The 19937-nt window shown below is 31.6% G+C and carries 24 protein-coding genes; 18 read left to right on the top strand and 6 right to left on the bottom strand.

Features of this window, described 5'->3' with window-relative positions; all coding sequences use genetic code 11:
• Positions 1–4: 4 nt before the first annotated feature.
• The 9 genes from HMPREF2715_RS10050 to HMPREF2715_RS10010 all read left to right on the top strand — a co-directional run bounded on the left by HMPREF2715_RS10050 (position 5) and on the right by HMPREF2715_RS10010 (position 6484).
• The gene (locus tag HMPREF2715_RS10050) at positions 5–757 is read left to right on the top strand and encodes a hypothetical protein (RefSeq protein WP_070581720.1); all 753 of its coding nucleotides are present in this window, start codon (positions 5–7) and stop codon (positions 755–757) included.
• Between the two features lie 14 nt (positions 758–771).
• On the top strand, positions 772–1359 hold the full coding sequence (locus HMPREF2715_RS10045) for a BAR domain-containing protein (RefSeq protein WP_070581718.1): 588 nt from the start codon (positions 772–774) through the stop codon (positions 1357–1359).
• The gene (locus tag HMPREF2715_RS10040) at positions 1359–1571 is read left to right on the top strand and encodes a hypothetical protein (protein ID WP_070581715.1); all 213 of its coding nucleotides are present in this window, start codon (positions 1359–1361) and stop codon (positions 1569–1571) included. Before HMPREF2715_RS10045 ends, HMPREF2715_RS10040 begins: the two co-directional genes overlap by 1 nt.
• A gap of 51 nt (positions 1572–1622) precedes the next feature.
• Positions 1623–2060: a pathogenicity island protein gene (locus tag HMPREF2715_RS10035; RefSeq protein ID WP_070839973.1), complete on the top strand. Its 438-nt coding sequence runs from the start codon at positions 1623–1625 to the stop codon at positions 2058–2060.
• Positions 2057–2386 (top strand): sigma factor-like helix-turn-helix DNA-binding protein, encoded by a 330-nt coding sequence (locus tag HMPREF2715_RS10030; protein WP_049366228.1) that lies wholly within the window; start codon positions 2057–2059, stop codon positions 2384–2386. The genes HMPREF2715_RS10035 and HMPREF2715_RS10030 overlap by 4 nt, the downstream gene beginning before the upstream one ends.
• Positions 2387–2396: 10 nt before the next feature.
• Complete coding sequence (locus tag HMPREF2715_RS10025; RefSeq protein WP_070839970.1) at positions 2397–2969, top strand: terminase small subunit; 573 nt, start codon at positions 2397–2399, stop codon at positions 2967–2969.
• A gap of 238 nt (positions 2970–3207) precedes the next feature.
• Positions 3208–5124 (top strand): CDP-glycerol glycerophosphotransferase family protein, encoded by a 1917-nt coding sequence (locus HMPREF2715_RS10020; protein WP_070839968.1) that lies wholly within the window; start codon positions 3208–3210, stop codon positions 5122–5124.
• The gene (locus HMPREF2715_RS10015; RefSeq protein ID WP_242305171.1) at positions 5114–5752 is read left to right on the top strand and encodes a YdcF family protein; all 639 of its coding nucleotides are present in this window, start codon (positions 5114–5116) and stop codon (positions 5750–5752) included. Before HMPREF2715_RS10020 ends, HMPREF2715_RS10015 begins: the two co-directional genes overlap by 11 nt.
• A 300-nt stretch (positions 5753–6052) precedes the next feature.
• Positions 6053–6484 carry a GNAT family N-acetyltransferase gene (locus HMPREF2715_RS10010; RefSeq protein WP_176744753.1) on the top strand — a complete coding sequence of 144 codons (432 nt, stop codon included), beginning with the start codon at positions 6053–6055 and terminating at the stop codon, positions 6482–6484.
• 6 nt (positions 6485–6490) lie between these two features.
• On the opposite strand, the gene HMPREF2715_RS10005 is transcribed toward HMPREF2715_RS10010, so the two are convergent.
• The 3 genes from HMPREF2715_RS10005 to HMPREF2715_RS12465 form a co-directional block, all read right to left on the bottom strand.
• Positions 6491–6919 carry a GNAT family N-acetyltransferase gene (locus HMPREF2715_RS10005; RefSeq protein WP_070442233.1) on the bottom strand — a complete coding sequence of 143 codons (429 nt, stop codon included), beginning with the start codon at positions 6917–6919 and terminating at the stop codon, positions 6491–6493.
• Between the two features lie 33 nt (positions 6920–6952).
• Entirely contained in the window at positions 6953–7312 is a 360-nt protein-coding gene (locus HMPREF2715_RS10000; RefSeq protein ID WP_037551719.1) for a DUF1304 domain-containing protein, read from the bottom strand.
• A gap of 373 nt (positions 7313–7685) precedes the next feature.
• Positions 7686–7748, bottom strand: a complete 63-nt coding sequence (locus tag HMPREF2715_RS12465) for an alpha family phenol-soluble modulin (RefSeq protein ID WP_089046351.1) — start codon at positions 7746–7748, stop codon at positions 7686–7688.
• A gap of 516 nt (positions 7749–8264) precedes the next feature.
• Here HMPREF2715_RS12465 and HMPREF2715_RS09995 point away from each other — a divergent pair.
• The 8 genes from HMPREF2715_RS09995 (at position 8265) to HMPREF2715_RS09960 (ending at position 16371) form a co-directional block, all read left to right on the top strand.
• Positions 8265–9764: an NADH dehydrogenase subunit 5 gene (locus HMPREF2715_RS09995; RefSeq protein ID WP_070839965.1), complete on the top strand. Its 1500-nt coding sequence runs from the start codon at positions 8265–8267 to the stop codon at positions 9762–9764.
• A 15-nt stretch (positions 9765–9779) separates the two neighbouring features.
• Positions 9780–12350 carry a DUF2309 domain-containing protein gene (locus HMPREF2715_RS09990; protein WP_070839962.1) on the top strand — a complete coding sequence of 857 codons (2571 nt, stop codon included), beginning with the start codon at positions 9780–9782 and terminating at the stop codon, positions 12348–12350.
• 69 nt (positions 12351–12419) lie between these two features.
• A complete protein-coding gene (locus HMPREF2715_RS09985) occupies positions 12420–12782 on the top strand; it encodes a Na-translocating system protein MpsC family protein (protein ID WP_011276808.1) in 363 nt (120 codons plus the stop codon).
• Between the two features lie 199 nt (positions 12783–12981).
• Positions 12982–13674 (top strand): GNAT family N-acetyltransferase, encoded by a 693-nt coding sequence (locus tag HMPREF2715_RS09980; RefSeq protein WP_070839959.1) that lies wholly within the window; start codon positions 12982–12984, stop codon positions 13672–13674.
• A gap of 59 nt (positions 13675–13733) precedes the next feature.
• Positions 13734–14420 carry a phosphatase PAP2 family protein gene (locus tag HMPREF2715_RS09975; RefSeq protein ID WP_070839956.1) on the top strand — a complete coding sequence of 229 codons (687 nt, stop codon included), beginning with the start codon at positions 13734–13736 and terminating at the stop codon, positions 14418–14420.
• 32 nt (positions 14421–14452) lie between these two features.
• Positions 14453–15310 carry a patatin-like phospholipase family protein gene (locus tag HMPREF2715_RS09970; protein WP_070581700.1) on the top strand — a complete coding sequence of 286 codons (858 nt, stop codon included), beginning with the start codon at positions 14453–14455 and terminating at the stop codon, positions 15308–15310.
• A 66-nt stretch (positions 15311–15376) separates the two neighbouring features.
• Positions 15377–16108, top strand: coding sequence for an alpha/beta hydrolase (locus HMPREF2715_RS09965; RefSeq protein ID WP_070678999.1), 732 nt, complete (start codon positions 15377–15379; stop codon positions 16106–16108).
• 14 nt (positions 16109–16122) lie between these two features.
• Positions 16123–16371: a hypothetical protein gene (locus HMPREF2715_RS09960; RefSeq protein WP_070442212.1), complete on the top strand. Its 249-nt coding sequence runs from the start codon at positions 16123–16125 to the stop codon at positions 16369–16371.
• A gap of 355 nt (positions 16372–16726) precedes the next feature.
• Here HMPREF2715_RS09960 and HMPREF2715_RS09955 read toward each other — a convergent pair whose 3' ends face one another.
• A complete protein-coding gene (locus HMPREF2715_RS09955) occupies positions 16727–16957 on the bottom strand; it encodes a hypothetical protein (protein ID WP_240565643.1) in 231 nt (76 codons plus the stop codon).
• 198 nt (positions 16958–17155) lie between these two features.
• Between HMPREF2715_RS09955 and HMPREF2715_RS09950 the strand changes: the two genes are divergently transcribed.
• Positions 17156–18484, top strand: coding sequence for a sodium-dependent transporter (locus HMPREF2715_RS09950; RefSeq protein WP_070839953.1), 1329 nt, complete (start codon positions 17156–17158; stop codon positions 18482–18484).
• Positions 18485–18536: 52 nt separating this feature from the next.
• On the opposite strand, the gene HMPREF2715_RS09945 is transcribed toward HMPREF2715_RS09950, so the two are convergent.
• Both HMPREF2715_RS09945 and HMPREF2715_RS09940 read right to left on the bottom strand, forming a co-directional pair.
• Positions 18537–19076, bottom strand: coding sequence for a hypothetical protein (locus HMPREF2715_RS09945; RefSeq protein ID WP_070581695.1), 540 nt, complete (start codon positions 19074–19076; stop codon positions 18537–18539).
• 121 nt (positions 19077–19197) lie between these two features.
• Positions 19198–19728, bottom strand: a complete 531-nt coding sequence (locus HMPREF2715_RS09940) for a pentapeptide repeat-containing protein (RefSeq protein WP_037551702.1) — start codon at positions 19726–19728, stop codon at positions 19198–19200.
• Between the last annotated feature and the right edge of the window lie 209 nt (positions 19729–19937).

The raw sequence follows: 19937 nt of genomic DNA, 5'->3' as shown, positions 1-19937 counted from the left end.
TGTAGTGAGTGCAGCGATTGAAATTATTCAAGAGAAAGTTAGCGATTATGAATTGTTCACTAGATTTAATACTTACTACATTCAATCAAGAATAGCACTCATAGAAAGCGATATTAAGGATATGTATGACCGAACTACACCTAGTTTATGTAGTGATACTGTATCAGAAAGTATTTACTATGAGAGTTATTCCGTTGAAAATCTAGCAATCGCTATATTAGAAGAACGTCAGAAATTAGAATGGTATAAAAGGAAAAGTCAAAGAGATTTAAACGCCTTTTATACTGTTCTAGGGCGTTTCTCTACTAAAGAACAAAAGTATATTAAAGATTACATTAATACACGCTCAGAGGCTCATATGAACATGGTAGAGCGTTTTAAGATTGAACTATACAAATATATTCAAACAAATAGAAATGAGCGTAATAAAGGTATAGAAAACAATTATTCATATATAAATGACAAGCATCAAAAATTAAAGACTTATCCTCATAAGTTGACGCTTAACCAAGAGAAAGCACTCAGGGAAAAAGAAGATGGTGCTACTGAAAAGAGTATGAATAATGATGAGTTTGTAGCAAAGTTGAATGATCTAGATAAGAAATCATTTAAAGAATTTATTTATAACAGAAATGAAAATAATATCGACTTTGAGAAAGTCTTAATATTACTGCAAACTATACCGAAACGATTACCACAAAAAGAGATTAAAAAGCCATATAACTACATAAGAGAAATAGGCTTAAATACTAATTGAAACGAGGGACTTAATTGAAAACTGCAAAATATTTTGATGAATACAACGAATATGTCACAGGTCAAAGAGAGAATATCAATAAAATTGAAAATGAGCGTCAAGAGTTATCGCAACGAATTAAAGAAGATAAAGCAAAGTATAAAGAATTAATTGCTAACTCACAAGATGACGAGGCTGACGCACTCTATACTACATTTGATAGTAATGAGAAGAAATTGAAAGCCTTAGAGAAACGCTTATCGACTAAAAAAGAAGTATTTGATGAGGCTAGATGTAAAAAGGCGATTGAACTTATTAAACATCAAGCAGATTTACCTCATTTGTACAAAAAGGACAAAGAACGTATATTAGCAAAATTTGAGCCAATCGTTCAGGAATATAACAAAGTGGTAGGGGAAATCGCAGCATTAAATGATGAATATGAAATAGAATTTGATAGATTTGTTCGAGTTTATGACAAAGAAAACTTTGAGAAGGATAAAGAAGTAAGAGAAGAAATAAGAAATCATTTCCGAGCTAATCAATATACTGATTATGTGAGTAAAAGCGAACTGCCATTCATCAACATAAAAAATAAAATGGAAGTAGGAGGCACTAAATAATGGCTAGAAAATACAATTTAGATAAGGTTAGCAATTATCTTTTAACAGAAACAACGTTATCGGCAGACGAATGTCAAAAAGTATTAGATGTCGTAGAAGAACAATTTTCTCAAAATATCCGAGAACAGAAAAAAGACGAATTGTCCCAAAAATCACAAAGAGATGTAAGACTTATGAGAATGGCCGAAGAAAATCGCATAGTTAAAAAATAAATATCTTGCCTATCCTCAGCGATAGGCTCATTTTATTTGTGAGGTGCATACATGAACCTTAGAAGAGTAAACTACTCACTATCATATTATGAAACTAAAATATCTGAATATACTTTACTAACAGAATATAACCCAAAGTTTATCAATACCAAGATTAAAGCCATTACTACACAAATAGAGATGATGTATCACTTAAATATCTCACATATGACTACAAATGATGTTCATGGCATTGTATCAATATCCTATCCACTAGAAAAGTTAGTGATTGATATTATAGGTGAAAAAGAAAAATTGAAACACTTCAAAATAAAATCGAATAGAAACATGCAGCAATTAAAACAAGTCATTAAGCAATATACACCTAATGAACAAAAGAAAATCATGTATTACATGCAGTCTAATGGTTCAACGATAGATTATAGCCTCATAGAACGCCTACAACGTGATTTATACACTTACAAGAATAAAGTAAGTGTTGTTACATGATGTACGATAAACAAGCAATTAAACAGTTTATAAAGGACTATCACAAAGAGAAAGGGTCAGATGTTGTAAGCTATGATGATACTAATGTAGATGATTTCTTTTCATTGAGTGATGAAGTCGAGCCTTTTGCACTAAATGAGAATACTGATAATCAAGTATTCTTTAATGAACTAGATCAACTTATTTATGCAGTAGGTACTAGAAGGGAATACTACATTTTTTTCTTACTATGTGAAGGAAAATCAATGAATGAAATTGCAAAGATATTCAATTTAAGTAGAGAAAGAATACGTCAACTATTGAATGGTTTATTAGATAAATTATAGGAGGGATAATATGAGTGATTTAAACCCTAGACAAGAAAAGTTTATATCTGAGTACCTAAAGACGCTAAATGTAACGCAAAGTGCAATTAAGGCCGGTTATAGTCCTCATACTGCAACTGTACAAGGTAGTAGGTTGCTAAAGAATGAAAAAGTGGCTAAGTACATTGATGAGCAACGTAAGAAAGTAATTGATGAAGGTGTACTATCTGCTAACGAACTACTTCATATTCTAAGTAATGCAGCAGTAGGTGATGAGAGTGAAGTGAGGGAGGTCGTTGTTAAACGTGGTGAATTTCAACGTAACCCAGATACTGACAGAATGAACCTCGTGTATAATGAGCATGTAGAAATGGTGGAAGTACCTATTAAGCCTAGTGACCGTTTACGTGCTAGAGATATGCTCGGAAAGTATCATAAGCTATTTACCGATAAGCAAGAGTTAGCTACGGACACACCAATTTTAATTAATATAGGTGAATGGCCAGAAGATGAGGAAGAGGAGAAACGGAAAGCATTAGATGAAATACATGAACAACATCCTAATAGAACAATGATCATTAATGATATTCCAGATGAGGACTGATAACCGTATGTTCTAGAATGGCGTAGATAGAAGAATAGTGCCATCTATAAAGTTAGATGATGAAAGGATATTTATAAATAATAATTAAATATGGCCACACAGTATTTTTTTGATAAAGTTGGAAAATTTAAAGAAAGCATTAATATTTTTTTCAAACCTTCAAAACCACAAAAATAAATGTTAAAATTTTTAATAGTTTTTTTATTTAATCGTAAAATTTTAGAGAGGGAAATATTAAATGATAAATATTGATGGTTTTCAAGTAAGTTTGTCTAATGGTTTTCATGATTTTAATTATACAAAAGTTATCAATAAGAAAAAAAGGTTGGAATTCAAAAAGTTTTACATATATGAAGATGGAAAAATTGTAGTAAAAAACAATCCTGAGAAAAATGTCAAAATATTAAAAAATATTAAACATCCAGAGGATGAAGAAAAAAGAATTGTAATTTATATTGATCCAAATGGTAGATTATCTTTTATGATAGTTAAAGAACACAAAGTTTTAACTCTGGAAAAAGTTATTGAAAAGGCTGAAAGTAATCCACCTCATAAGGTGATTCCAATATCATTTTTTAAAAAATTAATTTTTGTTGGTGTTATAAGATTTAGATATGCTAATATGCAAAAAGTGGAATTAGCTATTGGATATGATAAGTCTTTAAGTAATAATTTTACTTATTTTTTCCCACATAAAATTAGAGATTTTCTTGCTGAGAAGACTAATAAATTAGCATTATTGGCTCATTCTGGTTATTTTAGTGTTGATAAAAAAGATATACTATCTAAATATGAAAAGTCTGGTGAGATTAATAATCCAGTTTACATAAAGTCTATTACTGAAGAAGGTTTAAATTATTTTTATCCGTTAAAATATGATGGTTATGATAAATATAACAAAAAACATTATGTATATAGCACAAAAAGAATAAAACTTAGAAAAAGACAAATATATAGCTTTATTAGAAAATCAATAACAGGACAATATGTCATAGTTATGACTGATTACTTAAAGAAGAGTATTATATTTAAAGAAAAAATAGGTAAGTTTTTAAGTCTTTTTATAAGAACAAATAAAGATATATACTTCGAGAAATTCAGTAAAGGGGCAAATGAATCAGCTTTTGAAGTGTTTAAATTATCTAAAAAGTATAATGATAAAAATTCAGTATATATTTTAGACAAAAATCATGACCAATTTAATAAACTAAGAAAAATATATGGAAAGAAAAGTGTAGTAGCTCATAATTCAATAAGAGGATTTATAAATATATTTAATGCTAATAAAATTATATCTTCTGATTTATCTACACATATGTTCCGAACATTATATGATAACAGTAGATTCTTAAAATCAAAAATAAACAATAATAATAAAAAGATTTTTTTACAACATGGTATTTCATTAGCTACTAATGTATTTGAAAGAGGGTATTTTAATCCTAAAGTACCTATTGCACCAGATTTTATAGTAACCAATTCAGAAGTGGAACAAAATTTATTTAAAATATATACAGATTATAAGCCAAAACAATTAATTTTGACTGGGACACCGAATTTAGATTTATATGTTAATAATACAAAAAAACAAACAGATATTACTTTTATGCTTACATGGAGACCTTGGGATTTAGTGGGTGAAATTTCATCAAATAGTTATATTGATAGATATTTACAATTCATAAAGTTAATAAATGAATTACATTTTGCGGAAAATGTAAATGTGATATTACATCCTAAAGCTAGAGAAATATTAACTGAACAGTTTCCTGATGTTTTAAAAAGTATAGAAGAGTATTTATATGAGGGTGATATAAAAGAAGCTCTAATGAAATCAAAGGTATTAATTACGGATTATTCATCAATCTGTTTTTATGCATATGCTGGAGGAAGTAAAGTTATTTTCTTTTGGGGAGATAAAGAAGAAAGTGAAAAGCAATATGGTGCTAAAAATATACTCCAAGAAGAAAATGCCTTTGGTGATATTATTTATGGTATAGATAATAAATTATTGAAAACTATAAAAGATAATTTTTATAACAATTATGAAAATAAACAATATAGAAAAAATTTTAATAAACTTGTTGAAAAAACTGATGGTAATAACACAGAGAATATCTATAAGTTAATCAAAGGTGGATATTTTGAAAAATAAAATTTTGTTCTCTTTTCTATTATTTCTATGCTTACATAATTTATTATTTCCTGATACTACAAAAGAATCTATGGTATTAGGTCGATATAATAGTCAAAATATAGATCAACTCATTTTAAATACGAAGACTTCCACTGATTTTAATAATAATCATCATGCTTACATTGTTTTAGGTACAAGCTTGTCTAAAGATGGAACATTGAAAAGAGAAACCATTAAGCGTTTAGCTACATGTTTGAAAGCTAAAAAACAGAATGAAAAAGCATATATAATTGTATCTGGTGGAAGACCAGTAAATGGGAATACACAAGCTAATGAAATGAAAAAGTGGTTAATACAGCACTGTGTAAAGGAAAAGGATATTATTACTGAACAGAATTCAAGTGATACTATTGAGAATGCTATAGAGACATTAAAAATAGCAGACAAAAGAGATTTTAATTCATTAAGCCTTATCACAAGTGGTGATCATGTGAGAAGGGCTACTTTAATATTTGAAAAATTAGATAAAAATAAAAAAGTAAATGAAATAATAATACCTAAGGATGAAGTTGGTACAAAGTTTTCTTATCAAGAAAAAGAAAGAGTTAAAAAAAGTATGCTTGATTTAAACAATATGGCAAAGTGACAATGTTTTATTCAATGTAATCCTTTTTTAAGTTTAGAGAGTTATTCTAAATTAGATGGAATTTTATTGTTGAAAATTTAAGGGCAGAAAAAGGGCATATTTTTGATAATAAGGGCAAAGGTATGAATATATTTTTCAGAATATATAGTTATAAGCACTGATATAAAGAGCTTTTGAAAGATTATGATGTTGTATAAAATAAAACTTACGATTGAGTGGGAATAAAGGACAATAAATAATTATAGGTTAGAAACACTTTTTGATAGGGTTTCTAACCTTTTTATTATGTGAGGTTATAAAATGAAACTAAGCAAAATCGAGCTTCAAGAAAAGGATTATCCTAAGGCATTGGCTATTTGGGAGCGTTCAGTTATTGCTACACATGACTTTTTAAAAGAGAAAGATAGAGTAGAACTTAAAAAGGAAATCCCAACATACTTCCGGCATGTTGAGGCATATTTGTGGTTTGATGGTGATGATGTCATTGGATTTTCAGGGACTAATGATGCTAATTTGGAAATGCTATTTTTAGATCCTAAATACTTTAAACAGGGTTGTGGCACGGAAATACTACAAATTTTAATTCAAGAGCATAAGGTTCAATATGTGGATGTAAATAAAGATAATCCCAATGCCTTGTCATTTTACCTTAAAAATGGATTCAAAAAATATGATGAATCTGCAAAAGATGGACAGGGTAGGGATTATCCAATCATACATATTAAATTGTAAACTGTTTTATTTCTTCCATTGCATTAGTAAGTTTGTATGGTTTGTTTTATCAACGCTGGACTCCATTTTTATAAATCCTAAACTTTCATAAAAATGAACAGCTCTATTATTTTGTTCAAATACTTTTAAAGATAAATGATTGTATTCAGATTGTAAATGTTTGATGAGGGCATGACCTATACCTTTATTACGGTATTCTTCTTTCACAAACAATCCGGCTATATAATTATCTCTTAAGCCACAGAAAGCAACTATTTGTTCATTTGCCTTATACACATAAACATCGGCATCTTTAAGTGAATCAAGCACATTACTATAGTTGTCTATCCAGTAGAAACTATCAATAAAGGTATGTGTATCTAAATTTGCATTAAGCCAAATGTTTCCTAATACTTTTATAGTTTTACGATTTTTCTTTTTTAAATGTTCTATCATAGCAGACACCAACTTTGCTTGTTTAGTAGATAACTAAAGTAATAAAGAGATTAAAGCTAGAATTGGAAGGGTTCCTTGTTTAAGGAAAATACTAATATGACTCGTTAAGCCACCGTAAATAGCTACTATAATGGTGTAAATTAGAATTGGAATGCATAGTTGTTTAGGAGCACTACTGAAAAAAAGACCATAAATTAGAAGTAAACCAATCAAGCCATTATACACTCCTTGGTTCTTAAGAAGGGTATTTATGTTTTTATTATTGAGTTGACTGACAGTAATACCGAAGACTTTGCTCGTTCTATCGGAAGTCGTTGCTATGGTCTCTAAATACATAATAAATAGAAATTCAATCGCTACAAGTAAAATGAGTATTATGGATAGTATATGAATTTAAATCAGTCCTTTTTTGTAAATTATAAATTGTATTTTTATGCGCGTCTCTATTACTTGTTTGATTATTACCCTAATTTTAGTAGTATTTGTGTGAAATAGAAGTTTTAATAAGAAAAATTCACTAAATATTAACTTATTTTAAGCTTTTGAGAAAATTTTCGAAATATTTTTAAGCGTTTTCACAAAATTGTTACATGCATGATCGTTAAAATATGTTACTTTATAGTTAAACAAATAAATTCATTTTATCCACTGACGTTCAATCTTTATATATAGGGATTGAGCGTTTTGTTTATGGGCACAAAAAAAGAGTGAAATCATCCGATTTCACTCTTTTTTATATGGAATGTTTATGTGCGTAATGCGAGACTTATTTTTTAGTTAAGTCGATGATGAATTTAACAAGTTCAATAATACCAGAAATGATTCCCATTTTGAGTACCTCCTTATTAAATGTTAAATAAAGTATATCGTGACTTTGAGAGGATGTGTTTGATAATTCTTAACTCAATGAAAGCGTTTCGTATTCGTTAGATTTCAGACAACTTAACACGATAAATTATGCCTATCTGAAAGATTGAAGAGTAACGTGTTATTAAATGTATGAAAGAACTTCCAATTACTATAATATATTGACTTTTTAGCAATATTTTCATATATTGTATGTATTACGATGATTTTTACATAGGTGTTTATCAAGCATTTGTGCAAGGATTTTCAATATCCATTGTTCATTTGAAGGATAAGGCATATGTTCAACCATACATATTAGGTAGCTTGAAAAAGCATTTTTACATATTAAGTAAATGAGTTCTCATAGAAACCTACAATAGTTAGTAAATATCTGATACCTAAGGATAAAACTAGACTATTGTAGGTTTTTTCTTATATTGTTAATAGTATAAGGAAACTTTTTGTTGAAATAGATTGAAGACATGGAGGAGCGGCAATGTTAAGTTCTGGTTTTTTACTAACATTATTTTTCGTAACGCTTGTCATTGCAGTGTTAAGTGGCTTGATTTTTTTAGTGCCATCGGTTCCTGTAAAATACATACGTTTACATTTAACTTTACTTCTATTACCTGTCATTGTAGGAGTAATTGGATTAATCACTATTAATGGCAGAGAAGTTATAGGTATCTTTGCTCTAGATAAACTAGCTTGGTTAGTAGGTGCCTTTGTGTTAGCTTTAGGTTTTATTATTCAGAAATTTTCTGCACGTTACTTATTAGGCGATCGTAATTATCGTAAATACTTCCCGTTATACACATTTACAACAGTATTTGCGTCTATTGGCTGGTTAAGTAATGATTTACGCTTGATGGTTATTTGTTGGGGACTAACATTATTTTGTCTAACACAACTTATACGACTAAACCGTTCTTGGAAAGTGCCGGCTGAAGCAGCAAAAGTATCTGCGCGTTTATTTATCATTGGATGGGTTGCTTTATTATTAGCTGTAGTTGTATTTTTCATCGGTACTGGCGATTGGGTTATCGATCCATCACAAGATTACGATGTTTCAATGAGTTATGGACTGAAATTAATTGTAGATTTATTACTTGTTATTGCTGTTATTATCCCAGCAGCACAATATCCATTTCAAAGTTGGTTAATTGAGTCTGTTGTAGCACCAACACCCGTATCTGCAATTATGCATGCTGGTATTGTAAATGCTGGTGGTATTATTTTAACGCGTTTTTCACCAGTATTTGATAATAATATTGCATTAACGTTATTACTTATTATTTCAAGTATTTCAGTACTTATTGGATCAGGAATTAGTTTAGTGCATGTTGACTACAAAAGACAACTTGTTGGTTCAACAATGAGTCAAATGGGTTTCATGCTTGTGCAATGTGCTTTGGGTGTTTATTCTGCTGCGATTATTCACTTGATTTTACATGGCGTATTTAAAGCAACGCTATTTTTACAATCAGGGTCAGTTGTTAAACGCTTTAATATTCCGACACCACCAAATGTTAAGCGTTCTTATGCTTGGACAGTATTAGGAAGAACATTAGCCGTTGTTATTGCTATTACCTTCTTTTTAACAAGTTCGCATACACCTTACACATTAATTAGCGTCTTTATCCTAGCATGGTCATTATCTGTATCGTGGAATCAAATGGTTGCACTAAATAGAGGTATGATGGGAAGAGTAATTGGTATTGCGATGCTTATCATTGTGGCACTCGTTTACGTTGTGACACATGAAGTATTTGTTAATATTTTAAATAGTGTATATATGGTAACGCCACATCCACCATTAATTAGCGTTATCATTTGTGTGGCCATTCTAGTATTAGGTAGTATCTTTAGCATTTGGGTAGCACGTCGTCGTTCATCAACAGCTTTCGCTAAAGTATATTTATGGCTTGTAAAAATTGGAGAAGCAAAATTTAAATCGGTTGAAAGTCATCCGAACTACTTAAAGAATTATTTATAAGAGGTGAAATCTAACATGACAATAACTAAACATAACATAGAAGAAACAGTTAAATCGGCACGTCGTGTGATTACACCACTATCTCCTATATCTATCTTTGCAGCACGTAATCCATGGGAAGAAATGGAACATGAAACGTTTGATCAAGTAGCTCAATGGTTTAAACATGTTCGTGATATAGATTTATACCCAAGTCACGCGTCAGTGATGACTGCTTTAGAAAATGGCGAGATAGACCAAAAACTTGTAGAAACAGAAGTACAACAAGCTATTAAAGACTACGACACTTCAGTGCCAAAATCACATATAGATATTTATTGTAAAAATGCGATGCGCATCAAAGATTTGCCTACAAACCTAATTACTAAAGAAGCATACTTAAAGATTGAAGTATCTAAGCTCAAACGTGTATTTGAAAATGAGCCTTTTAAATATGCACGATCAAAAAGTGCGAATGCATTTAATGCTAAAGGTGAATCTTTAATGGATGAACTTAATACACATATTATTAAGTGGTCCAAATTATATTTAGATAATTTCCAATCAAGTTGGACTATGCCTAAAAGAGAAGAAGGATTCTATATTTCTTGGCTACATTTAGCACAGCATGATCCAATGCTTACTAAAACACAACGTAAAATGATTAAGACACTGCCTCAAGATTATAGAGAGGCTTTAATCATGGCATTAAATCATTTAGATATAGCTGAAGATGAACGTGAATCATATTTAACAGGTCATTTCCTATCATTACCAGGTTGGGCAGGCATGATGTACTACCGTGCTGAACAACATGAACATGAAGCGGATTTGTTAACACAGTATCTTGCTATAAGATTAACGATGGAGTGTATTTTACTAGATACTGAAAAAATGAGCCGTCCGGCAGTCTTAAATGTTGAAAGACGAATCAAAGAACTTGTAAGTAAATGGTTATATTATGGAGAGATGTCAATTGATGATTGGGCCTCAATGTCTATAGAAGACCAACTGGAACATTTAAGGTTTGCTCACGATTTTAACCCACTCTATTTCAAAAAAATATGGCTTGAAGCGTGGGAAGAAACACATGAACGTGAGTTAGTCGAAGCGATTTATGATAAATCTGTTAAGCCAGTAGAGCAAGAAACTCAAGTCCAATTAGCTTTTTGCATTGATGTGCGTTCAGAGCCTTTTCGTCGTCATTTAGAGAGTGAAGGACCGTTTGAGACGATAGGTATTGCAGGATTCTTTGGCCTTCCAATTAGAAAAGAAGTGTTAGATGAACAATTTACGCATAATTCATTACCTGTCATGGTACCACCAGCCTATGCCATTAAAGAGTATGCCGATCGCCATGATTTAAATACGTATAACCAACAACAACATTCGGTTACATCCATGTTTTATACATTCAAATTGATGAAACATAATGTCTTACCGAGTCTACTATTACCAGAATTAAGCGGATCATTTTTAAGCTTAAATACGATAGCGAGTACATTAATGCCGAAGAAGACAGGCCACTTTGTTCGTAATTTTACGAAGAATTGGTTGAAGAAACCTGAAGCTAAATTAACAATAGATCGTGAGCATGAAATTTATAGTGATTTACCAATAGGATTTACTGAAGAAGAACAAGTTGCTTTCACAAGACAGGCATTACAGTTGATGGATTTAACGACAAACTTTGCACCTTTAATTGTATTAGGTGGTCATGGAAGTGTGTCCAATAACAATCCTTATCATGCTTCGTTAGAATGTGGCGCTTGTGGAGGCGCGTCAAGTGGATTCAATGCTAAGCTATTGGCAATGATGTGTAATTTACCACATGTACGTAAAGCTTTAAAAAATGAGGGTATAGTGATTCCTGACTCAACCGTCTTTGTTGCTGCAGAGCATAAGACCTCTATCGATGAATTAGAATTTATTTATATGCCAGAATTAACTAAGGAAGCTCAAAATGCATTGGATATGTTAAATGAAGCTATGCCACGTATAAGTTATAAAGCGAATTCGGAACGTCTCGCTAATCTTCCTGGCTTAGATCAAGATAATTTGAAAGACCCGGTTGCAGAAGCGCATCGCTTTGCGAATGACTGGAGTGAAATCCGTCCAGAATGGGGCTTAGCTCGTAATGCAGAATTTATTATTGGTCAGCGTAATATTACTGCAGGTACCAATTTAGAAGGACGAGCTTTCTTACATAATTATGATTGGAAGAAAGACACTGATGGGCAATTACTAAATACAATTATTTCGGGTCCAGCTTTAGTAGCACAGTGGATTAATCTACAATATTACGCGTCGACTGTTGCACCACATTTTTATGGAAGCGGAAATAAGACTACCCAATCAGTAACATCTGGTATTGGCGTTATGCAAGGTAATTCAAGTGACTTATTGGCTGGGTTACCTTGGCAATCGGTTATGGCTGCAGATAACAAAATTTATCATTCTCCAATTCGATTGTTAGTTGTTATCCAAGCGCCAGATCAATATATTAAAGACTTACTTGAGAATAATATTAAATTCAAACAGAAAGTTGATAATCAATGGGTACGTTTGGCAAGTATTGATGAGAATGGTAGTTGGAAAGACTGGTAGAGAGTTCGGTTTTTTCGGAAAAAGTGATAAAATAAGGTTAATCAATTAATAGGAGATAAATGATTAATCATGGCTAAATCTAAAGGTGCTTATGAGGCAGAGATTAGTAAGGCAATTACACAATGGGAAAAGGATTTTCTCGGACGTGGCTCGCTTTCAGTAAAAACTGATATACTACGCGATATGATTATCGTCAACTTACAAGGCGTATTAACTCCTGCAGAATATCGAGTATGCAAGACACAAGAAGGCCTACTTAACATTAAACGTACGCGTTCGGAACTTGTGGAGTCAGGACAAGATGATTTGATGCAATTAATCTTAGATATTACTGGCGTCAGTGTGAGTAGTTTCCATAGTGATTTAAGTACGATTACAGGCGAACGAGTGATTGTATTTAAACTAGATACTAATTTGGAAAAGCAACTTTAAACTCAATGTCGTTAATGTTAATACAATTTTAAAGAGGCACCCTAAAAGTTAGATTATTATGCTGACTTTGTAGGGTGCTTTTACGTATAAGCGTTTTAATTAATGAATTATCCATTTATATTTAAACATTTCTAATTAAGAGATTATTTTATTGGATTAGTGTACAATTTACACAAAGAGAATCTAGGAGTTGAAAGTGATGCGCGTAAATGAGTTTAAGCAACCAATTGGAGAAGCATTAGATGATTTTGTGACGCCGTCTTTTCCTGATGCACAAACGCTAGAGGGCAGTTATGGAAGGCTAACAAAGCTGAGTATTGAACACATAAATGATTTATATGACGTTCTATGTGATGTTGAATCGAGACGCATTTGGACGTATCTTTATGAGGGCCCTTTTGATTCTAAGACCGAATTTGAACAATACATTAAACAACTTATTGATAGTAAAGATAAATATTTCTTTACGATTTTAGATAATGTGCAACAAAAACCTTTAGGTATTCTAGCATTAATGCGTATAAATCCAGAACAAGGGTCTATAGAAGTAGGCAATATTATCTACTCTAAAACGTTAAAGAAAACACGTGTGGCTACAGAAACTCAATATCTGTTAGCGAAATACGTGTTCGAAACGTTAGGCTACAGACGATATGAATGGAAATGTGATAACTTAAATGCACCTTCCAAACATGCTGCGCAACGATTTGGATTTACATATGAAGGATTATTTAGACAATCTAATATTTGTAAAGATCGTAATCGTGATACTGCTTGGTTCTCAATGTTGGATAGTGAGTGGCCAGATGTAAAAGCAAGATTTGAACACTGGCTTAAACCATCTAATTTTGATCAGGAGGGACAACAAATTAAACATTTAAATGACTTTTAATAAGTAAAATACATTTTTAATTATTTTTGGAAATAATGAAATTAGGGACTGGTGAGCGTATGAATAAACAAATAAGTGGAATTTCACCTAAGATGACGGTGCCTATGTTCATGATCGGGTTAATTATTTTTGTCGTTGTTGCAATAAATGTAATTCACGATACATTATTGGTTCAAAATATCGATATAAGTTCTTTACATTGGCTGACAGATTATTTTGGTAAGCCGGAACGTAAATACGGCGATGGTATTTGGCATAATTTCATGACTTTTTGTGCTGAGATAGGAGAAGTAAAGTCAGTTATCTATATCACACTATTTTTAGCAATTGTTTTATTGTTTAAACATTATAAATTATCAATTTGGATGATGTTAACTATAACGAGTGGTACGTTATTAAATTATTTAATTAAACAACTCATCGAGAGACAACGTCCATTTAATCATTTGATGCGAGACCACGGATATTCATTTCCAAGTGGGCATTCTAATGCAAGTACGTTACTTGCTTTAATATTGTTAATTATTTTAATTCCTTTAATAAAATTCAAAGCAATAAGGATAATAGCCAGTATTATCACTATTATCATTTGGATAGGTGTACTGTGTTGCCGACTATATTTTCATGCGCATTATATTACAGATGTAGTTGGAGGCGTTACACTAGGTATCATTTGGGTAGCATTATTTTTAATGATATTACCATTGTTTTATCTTAATTTACGTAATAAACCTAATAATAAATAGTTCAATATCTTTTTTACAAAGGGGAGATGGCAATGTCAAAAGATAAGGAACGTACTTTAGTTCTTGGCGGAGGCGGAATTACAGGAATTGCTTGGGAATCTGGCGTGTTAGCTGGATTGATTGAAAGTGGTGTAGGTTTAGAGTTAGCAGATAGAATCATAGGCACATCTGCAGGTTCGTTTGTAGGTGCAGTACTAGCTAACGGTTATGATATGCGTACATATTACTATGAGCTAAATGAACGAAGAGATGATAGTGATCATGCGAAGCTTTCTTCAGATATTTATCGGTTATGGCAGAATGCATTTATCGTAGGACGTGATGATGCGACTAAAGTAGGTCAAATGATGGGTGATATTGTATATACGAGACCTTCACATGTTGATTTAACTAAACGTAAACAAGCCATTCGTCAACGTTTAGGTGATGTAGGGTGGCATGATAATTTGGAAATTACTGCTATGAATGCTAAGACAGGAGAAGTCGCTACATTTCATTCACATAGCAATGTAACACTTGAGGAAGCCGTGACAGCGAGCGGTGCAGTACCTGGCATTTGGCCACATATACGTTTGAACAATCATGATTGGATTGATGGAGGTATGGTTTCTCCGACAAATGCTATGTTAGCTAAAGGTGCAGACAGTATTATTATTTTAGCGCCGATAGCAGATGGTTTAGGTATGATGCCAGGTGCATTTGATGATGCGAAATTATTAAGCGAGCATAGTCATGTTTTAGTAATTAGTCCAGATAGTAAGAGTAGAGCTGAAATTGGAGATAACATTTATAATCCCAATAACATACTAAAAATTGGCAATGCTGGTTATGAGCAAGGAAAGTTACTTGCACAACGTATTCATCTGGAATTTTTCGAGTGGGTTGAATGATTTGAAGATTTTAAGGCTACGCGCAGTATTATAATATGCTAATTTTAGAATAAGGAGAGAGTAAGAATGAAAGTAAAATCACCACGCCCAATTAATTTAAAGGGGACACGTAAAGAAGCGGTCTTATTGCTTCATTCATTTACTGGAACGATTCGTGATGTGAAACCCTTAGCACAAAAACTTAATCAAGAGGGTTATACATGTTACGCACCTAATTATAAAGGACATGGATTACCACTAGATCAGTTTACGCAATATACTGTTCACGATTGGTGGAATGATGTCTTAAATGGTTATCAATACTTGAAAGATGAAGGGTATGAAACCATTTATGTAACAGGCGTATCATTGGGCGGATTATTCACATTGAAATTAGCTGAAACGGTAGATGTAGCGAAAATTGCGGTTATGTCAGCACCAAGTGAAAAAGAAGAAGCTGGTATAGTATGGCGTATGGAACGCTATGGTCAGCGCATGAATGAGTTAATGAATTTAGATAGTGATGTTTCACAGGCACAGTTTAATCATATAGAGGACTATCGCCCAAGTGTTCGTGTATTCAAAGATTTCATTTCCAATATTACTGCGCATTTAGGCGATATCAAGACACCAGCGAGAATTCTTTATGGAGAAAAAGATGAACAATCTTATCAAGATAGTGCACATTATATTTATGAGCACATTAATAGTGAAGATAAAGATTTAACAAGTCATCCTTTATGCAAGCATCTCATGACGCATGGTGAAGGCAGTGATAAAGTAGAAACACAAATTGCAGAATTTTTCATGACTAATTGAGTGGAGCGAATGTGATGAAACGTACATTTTTACTAACTTATATAACAACATCTGGAAAAAATTATACTGAATTTAAAACTTTTCAAAATGGTCCTGATAAAGATGCATGTATTCAACGTCTTATTGATGAATTTGATGAACTTGCTTATTTATTTTTAAAAGATGGCCAACAATCTCATTATATCAATGTTGATCATATTGAAAGTTTGAGTATTCAAGAAGTTACTGAGGGACAAAACGTAATGTACGATTTTAATGGTTAATTTAATTATTAGCGTGACTAATGTAAATAGAGGGAGCAGGACAGAAATAATATTTTCCAAAATTTATTTCGTTGTATCCCCAGCAAAGAGAAATTTTTTAAGAAATTCTCTTTGCTGGGGCCTCGCCTGCCAGGCAATGTTGACTAGAATTAAAAAGCTTGTTACGAATGCATTTTTAATTCAGTCAACTACTGCCAATATGTAATTTTAGCCTGAACATTGATTTATGTCCTAGGCTCTTTTTTATGCTACAAAATGCACAACGACTTGATCTATAAATTTAAATATTGTGCTCCTATTGATAATTTAGTTTAACTAAGTATAAGACAATGAATATCATTATACCTAATACGAATCACTTCATTTGGTTTAGAAATTCAATGATTTTTCCTCGTTGATTAATAACTATTTTATGAACATTTTTGTCCTTATCAATTATTTTGACTCCATTTGGGACAACGAATAAAGTATTAACTTTCGAAATTTCTTGAATATGTTGATAAGCTACGAAGACTGAATCAGCTTGAATGTTAAATGAGTGAGGAGTAAATCTAAATCCATCATCCATAAATACAATGTGGCCCATACAGCTTCTACGCCTTTCCAATAATTAGCTTTAATTCTTTTATGAAGTAAATTCATTATATCCCCCCTTAGGCAATCAATATTAGTTAAATTTTACTATAAAGATAAAAAATCTATGTATATTGCACTTATAAGAAAGACGTGTTAAAGTATTACTTAAGTGCATAAACGCTTTAATGCGTTAAAGGGAGTGGATGAATTGAGCAAAGAGTCACAATGGAAGACATCAACCGGATTTATTTTAGCCAGTGCGGGATCGGCAATAGGACTAGGAGCAATGTGGAAGTTTCCGTACATGGCAGGCATTTATGGTGGTGGGGCTTTTTTACTTTTATTCTTAATATTTACTATATTTGTAGGGTTACCGCTATTAATTATGGAATTGACAGTAGGTAAGATGGGACGTACTTACACTACTCAAATATATAGTAAGTTAACTGATAAGAACTGGCTAAATATTATTGGATGGAATGGTAATTTAGCAGTATTTATATTATTTGGATTTTATAGTGTTATTGGTGGATGGATCATTATATATATCGGTAATGTCATTTTACAAATGTTATCCATTGAGAAAACGACACTAACAAACATTAATTTTGAAGCAATTATTAGTAATCCATGGCTAACGGTTCTTGGTCAGGGGATTTTTATCTTTTTAACAATGATTATCGTCATGTTAGGCGTTGAAAAAGGGTTAGAAAAAGCATCTAAAGTAATGATGCCACTATTATTTATCTTTTTAATTATCGTGGTAGTCAAATCTTTAACTTTAGACGGCTCGATAGACGGCGTGCGTTATATTCTACAGCCACGTCTAGAAGATATTTCAATGGAAGGGATTCTATTTGCGTTAGGTCAGTCATTCTTTACGTTATCATTGGGAACAACTGGGATGATTACTTATGCAAGTTATGCGCCAAAAGAAATGACAATAAAGTCATCAGCAATTTCAATAGTAATCATGAATATTTTAGTATCTGTATTAGCTGGTTTAGCCATATTCCCAGCTTTAAAAACTTTTGGATACGAACCTCAGGAGGGGCCAGGGCTATTATTTAAAGTTTTACCGTTAGTATTTAGTCAAATGGGCTTTGGCGTTATGTTTTATTTCATATTCTTAATCCTATTCTTATTTGCTGCATTAACTTCGTCTATTTCGCTATTAGAATTAAACGTATCTAATTTCACTAAAAATGATAATTCTAAGCGTAAATCTGTAGCATTTATCGCAAGTATATTGGTATTAATTATTAGTATTCCAGCTACGCTATCATTTAGTAGTTTAAGTGCTGTTAAATTTGGTGCAGGAACTATTTTTGATAATATGGATTTCATAGTTTCAAATATTTTAATGCCTTTAGGCGCACTTGGGACAACATTAGTAGTAGGGCAATTATTAGATAAAGAAGCTTTAAAAGAAAGTTTCGGTCGCGACAAGTTTAAATTCTTTGCGCCATGGTATTTTTTAATTAAATTCGTCATGCCACTCGTTATTATACTCGTGTTCATCGTTCAATTATTCTAAAGATCATACAATATAAAAAGGTTAGTCACACATATGTGGCTAACCTTTTTTACTACTTGAAACGAGCATTTATATAATCTCGTTCAATTTCTAATAACTCTAAATAATCTTTAGACATGATTTCTTTACCAATTTCAATATTTTTAGAAACAATAAAGTCAGCAAGTTTATGGTTTTCATCATCAGAGTCAAAGAATGAAAGTGCTCTTTTTATTGTATCTTTTTCAGAAAAAAGGATTAACGTACGACCGTACACTAAATCTTCCTTACTTCTTTGATAAGAAGCCTCTAAAAAAGCAAATATTTTTGAGCCATCATTATATTCAAAAGCTGAGTCTATATCACCCTGAACTTTATCAGCAATATTAGACAATCTTGACTGTTCAGCTGGATCTTCTGGTCTATATTGATCTCGTACATACTCTTTCCACTTAATTAATTCTGAAGCAATATGTTCTTTTAATTCTGAATCATTATTATTTGTTTTAAATGCGTCAACTTGTTGTCTTAACTCGCTTAAATCCATTAAATCTTCACGGTTAAGTTGACTCGATTCAAACGCTTCATAGTGATCATTTTCATGTGTAGACATCAATCATTCCCCCCTTAAGATACTTTGATACTTTATTCCTTTTAACACTACATCTAAAACATATCAGTTTTGATATTAAAAAGGGATAAGTTAGAAATGATATAAATGGGAAACAGTAGGATTACATGTTTTCAAAACGAACATCTTGTTTGCGTAATTCTTTCATCACTTTCTCAGAAATTGCTGAATTGTTGATTGAAACATTTTTAAAAACACAATCTTTAATTTTAACATTGTCTAGGTTACATAAATCTAATGCGACATTTTCAAACACGACTTTCTTTAAAACAACATCGTTGAAAGTGACGTTGCGTAAGCTACAGTCTTTGAAGGAAGTCTGTTCTATAGTTAGTGTGTTGAATTGACTATCATCGAATGTAGTTACACTGTAGTTTACTTTACTCATTAGAGTTTTAAAGAAATTAATGTTTACAAAAATACTACTGCTAAAGTCACAATTAATTAATTTAGTGTTAGACACGGTATGAACATTTTTAAATATGCCCTCAGAAAAGTCGCAGTTTTTAAAATAACTCTTATTAATTTCTAAATCGTCGTACATAGCGTTTCTAAAGGTACTATTGGTATATTTTTTACTTTTATAGTGTTCATTAGTAAACACAGATAGAGATAAATCGGCTTTTGATGTCATTACGATTCTCCTTTAAGTATTATTAATACGTATAATCAATTATTGCGTTTGCATCGATATTATCGTAACACGAGTATTAAGTTGAACGATAGTTATTGAGTTCTTAGATACATGTATAATTAGGTTCTGTTGCAAAGTTGAATTTATAGTATAACTTTAATAAAAAGGAATCTTTTGTATGAACTATTTCAGATATAAACAATTTAACA

This window comes from Staphylococcus sp. HMSC062A01, assembly GCF_001836805.1.
Lineage (GTDB): Bacteria > Bacillota > Bacilli > Staphylococcales > Staphylococcaceae > Staphylococcus > Staphylococcus haemolyticus.
Note: the sequence above shows the minus strand (reverse complement) of the source record. Positions and strands in the feature narration are given on the sequence as shown.

What these genes read in the sequence shown, in the direction of transcription:
- HMPREF2715_RS09985 (WP_011276808.1), top strand. Translation starts at nt 12,420, where the DNA reads ATGGCTAAATCTAAAGGTGCTTATGAGGCAGAGATTAGTAAGGCAATT.
- HMPREF2715_RS10010 (WP_176744753.1), top strand. Translation starts at nt 6,053, where the DNA reads ATGAAACTAAGCAAAATCGAGCTTCAAGAAAAGGATTATCCTAAGGCA.
- HMPREF2715_RS10005 (WP_070442233.1), bottom strand. Translation starts at nt 6,919, where the DNA reads ATGATAGAACATTTAAAAAAGAAAAATCGTAAAACTATAAAAGTATTA.
- HMPREF2715_RS09970 (WP_070581700.1), top strand. Translation starts at nt 14,453, where the DNA reads ATGTCAAAAGATAAGGAACGTACTTTAGTTCTTGGCGGAGGCGGAATT.
- HMPREF2715_RS10025 (WP_070839970.1), top strand. Translation starts at nt 2,397, where the DNA reads ATGAGTGATTTAAACCCTAGACAAGAAAAGTTTATATCTGAGTACCTA.
- HMPREF2715_RS10020 (WP_070839968.1), top strand. Translation starts at nt 3,208, where the DNA reads ATGATAAATATTGATGGTTTTCAAGTAAGTTTGTCTAATGGTTTTCAT.
- HMPREF2715_RS10030 (WP_049366228.1), top strand. Translation starts at nt 2,057, where the DNA reads ATGATGTACGATAAACAAGCAATTAAACAGTTTATAAAGGACTATCAC.
- HMPREF2715_RS09975 (WP_070839956.1), top strand. Translation starts at nt 13,734, where the DNA reads ATGAATAAACAAATAAGTGGAATTTCACCTAAGATGACGGTGCCTATG.
- HMPREF2715_RS09955 (WP_240565643.1), bottom strand. Translation starts at nt 16,957, where the DNA reads ATGGGCCACATTGTATTTATGGATGATGGATTTAGATTTACTCCTCAC.
- HMPREF2715_RS09965 (WP_070678999.1), top strand. Translation starts at nt 15,377, where the DNA reads ATGAAAGTAAAATCACCACGCCCAATTAATTTAAAGGGGACACGTAAA.
- HMPREF2715_RS09980 (WP_070839959.1), top strand. Translation starts at nt 12,982, where the DNA reads ATGCGCGTAAATGAGTTTAAGCAACCAATTGGAGAAGCATTAGATGAT.
- HMPREF2715_RS10035 (WP_070839973.1), top strand. Translation starts at nt 1,623, where the DNA reads ATGAACCTTAGAAGAGTAAACTACTCACTATCATATTATGAAACTAAA.
- HMPREF2715_RS09940 (WP_037551702.1), bottom strand. Translation starts at nt 19,728, where the DNA reads ATGACATCAAAAGCCGATTTATCTCTATCTGTGTTTACTAATGAACAC.
- HMPREF2715_RS09990 (WP_070839962.1), top strand. Translation starts at nt 9,780, where the DNA reads ATGACAATAACTAAACATAACATAGAAGAAACAGTTAAATCGGCACGT.
- HMPREF2715_RS10040 (WP_070581715.1), top strand. Translation starts at nt 1,359, where the DNA reads ATGGCTAGAAAATACAATTTAGATAAGGTTAGCAATTATCTTTTAACA.
- HMPREF2715_RS09960 (WP_070442212.1), top strand. Translation starts at nt 16,123, where the DNA reads ATGAAACGTACATTTTTACTAACTTATATAACAACATCTGGAAAAAAT.
- HMPREF2715_RS09995 (WP_070839965.1), top strand. Translation starts at nt 8,265, where the DNA reads ATGTTAAGTTCTGGTTTTTTACTAACATTATTTTTCGTAACGCTTGTC.
- HMPREF2715_RS09945 (WP_070581695.1), bottom strand. Translation starts at nt 19,076, where the DNA reads ATGTCTACACATGAAAATGATCACTATGAAGCGTTTGAATCGAGTCAA.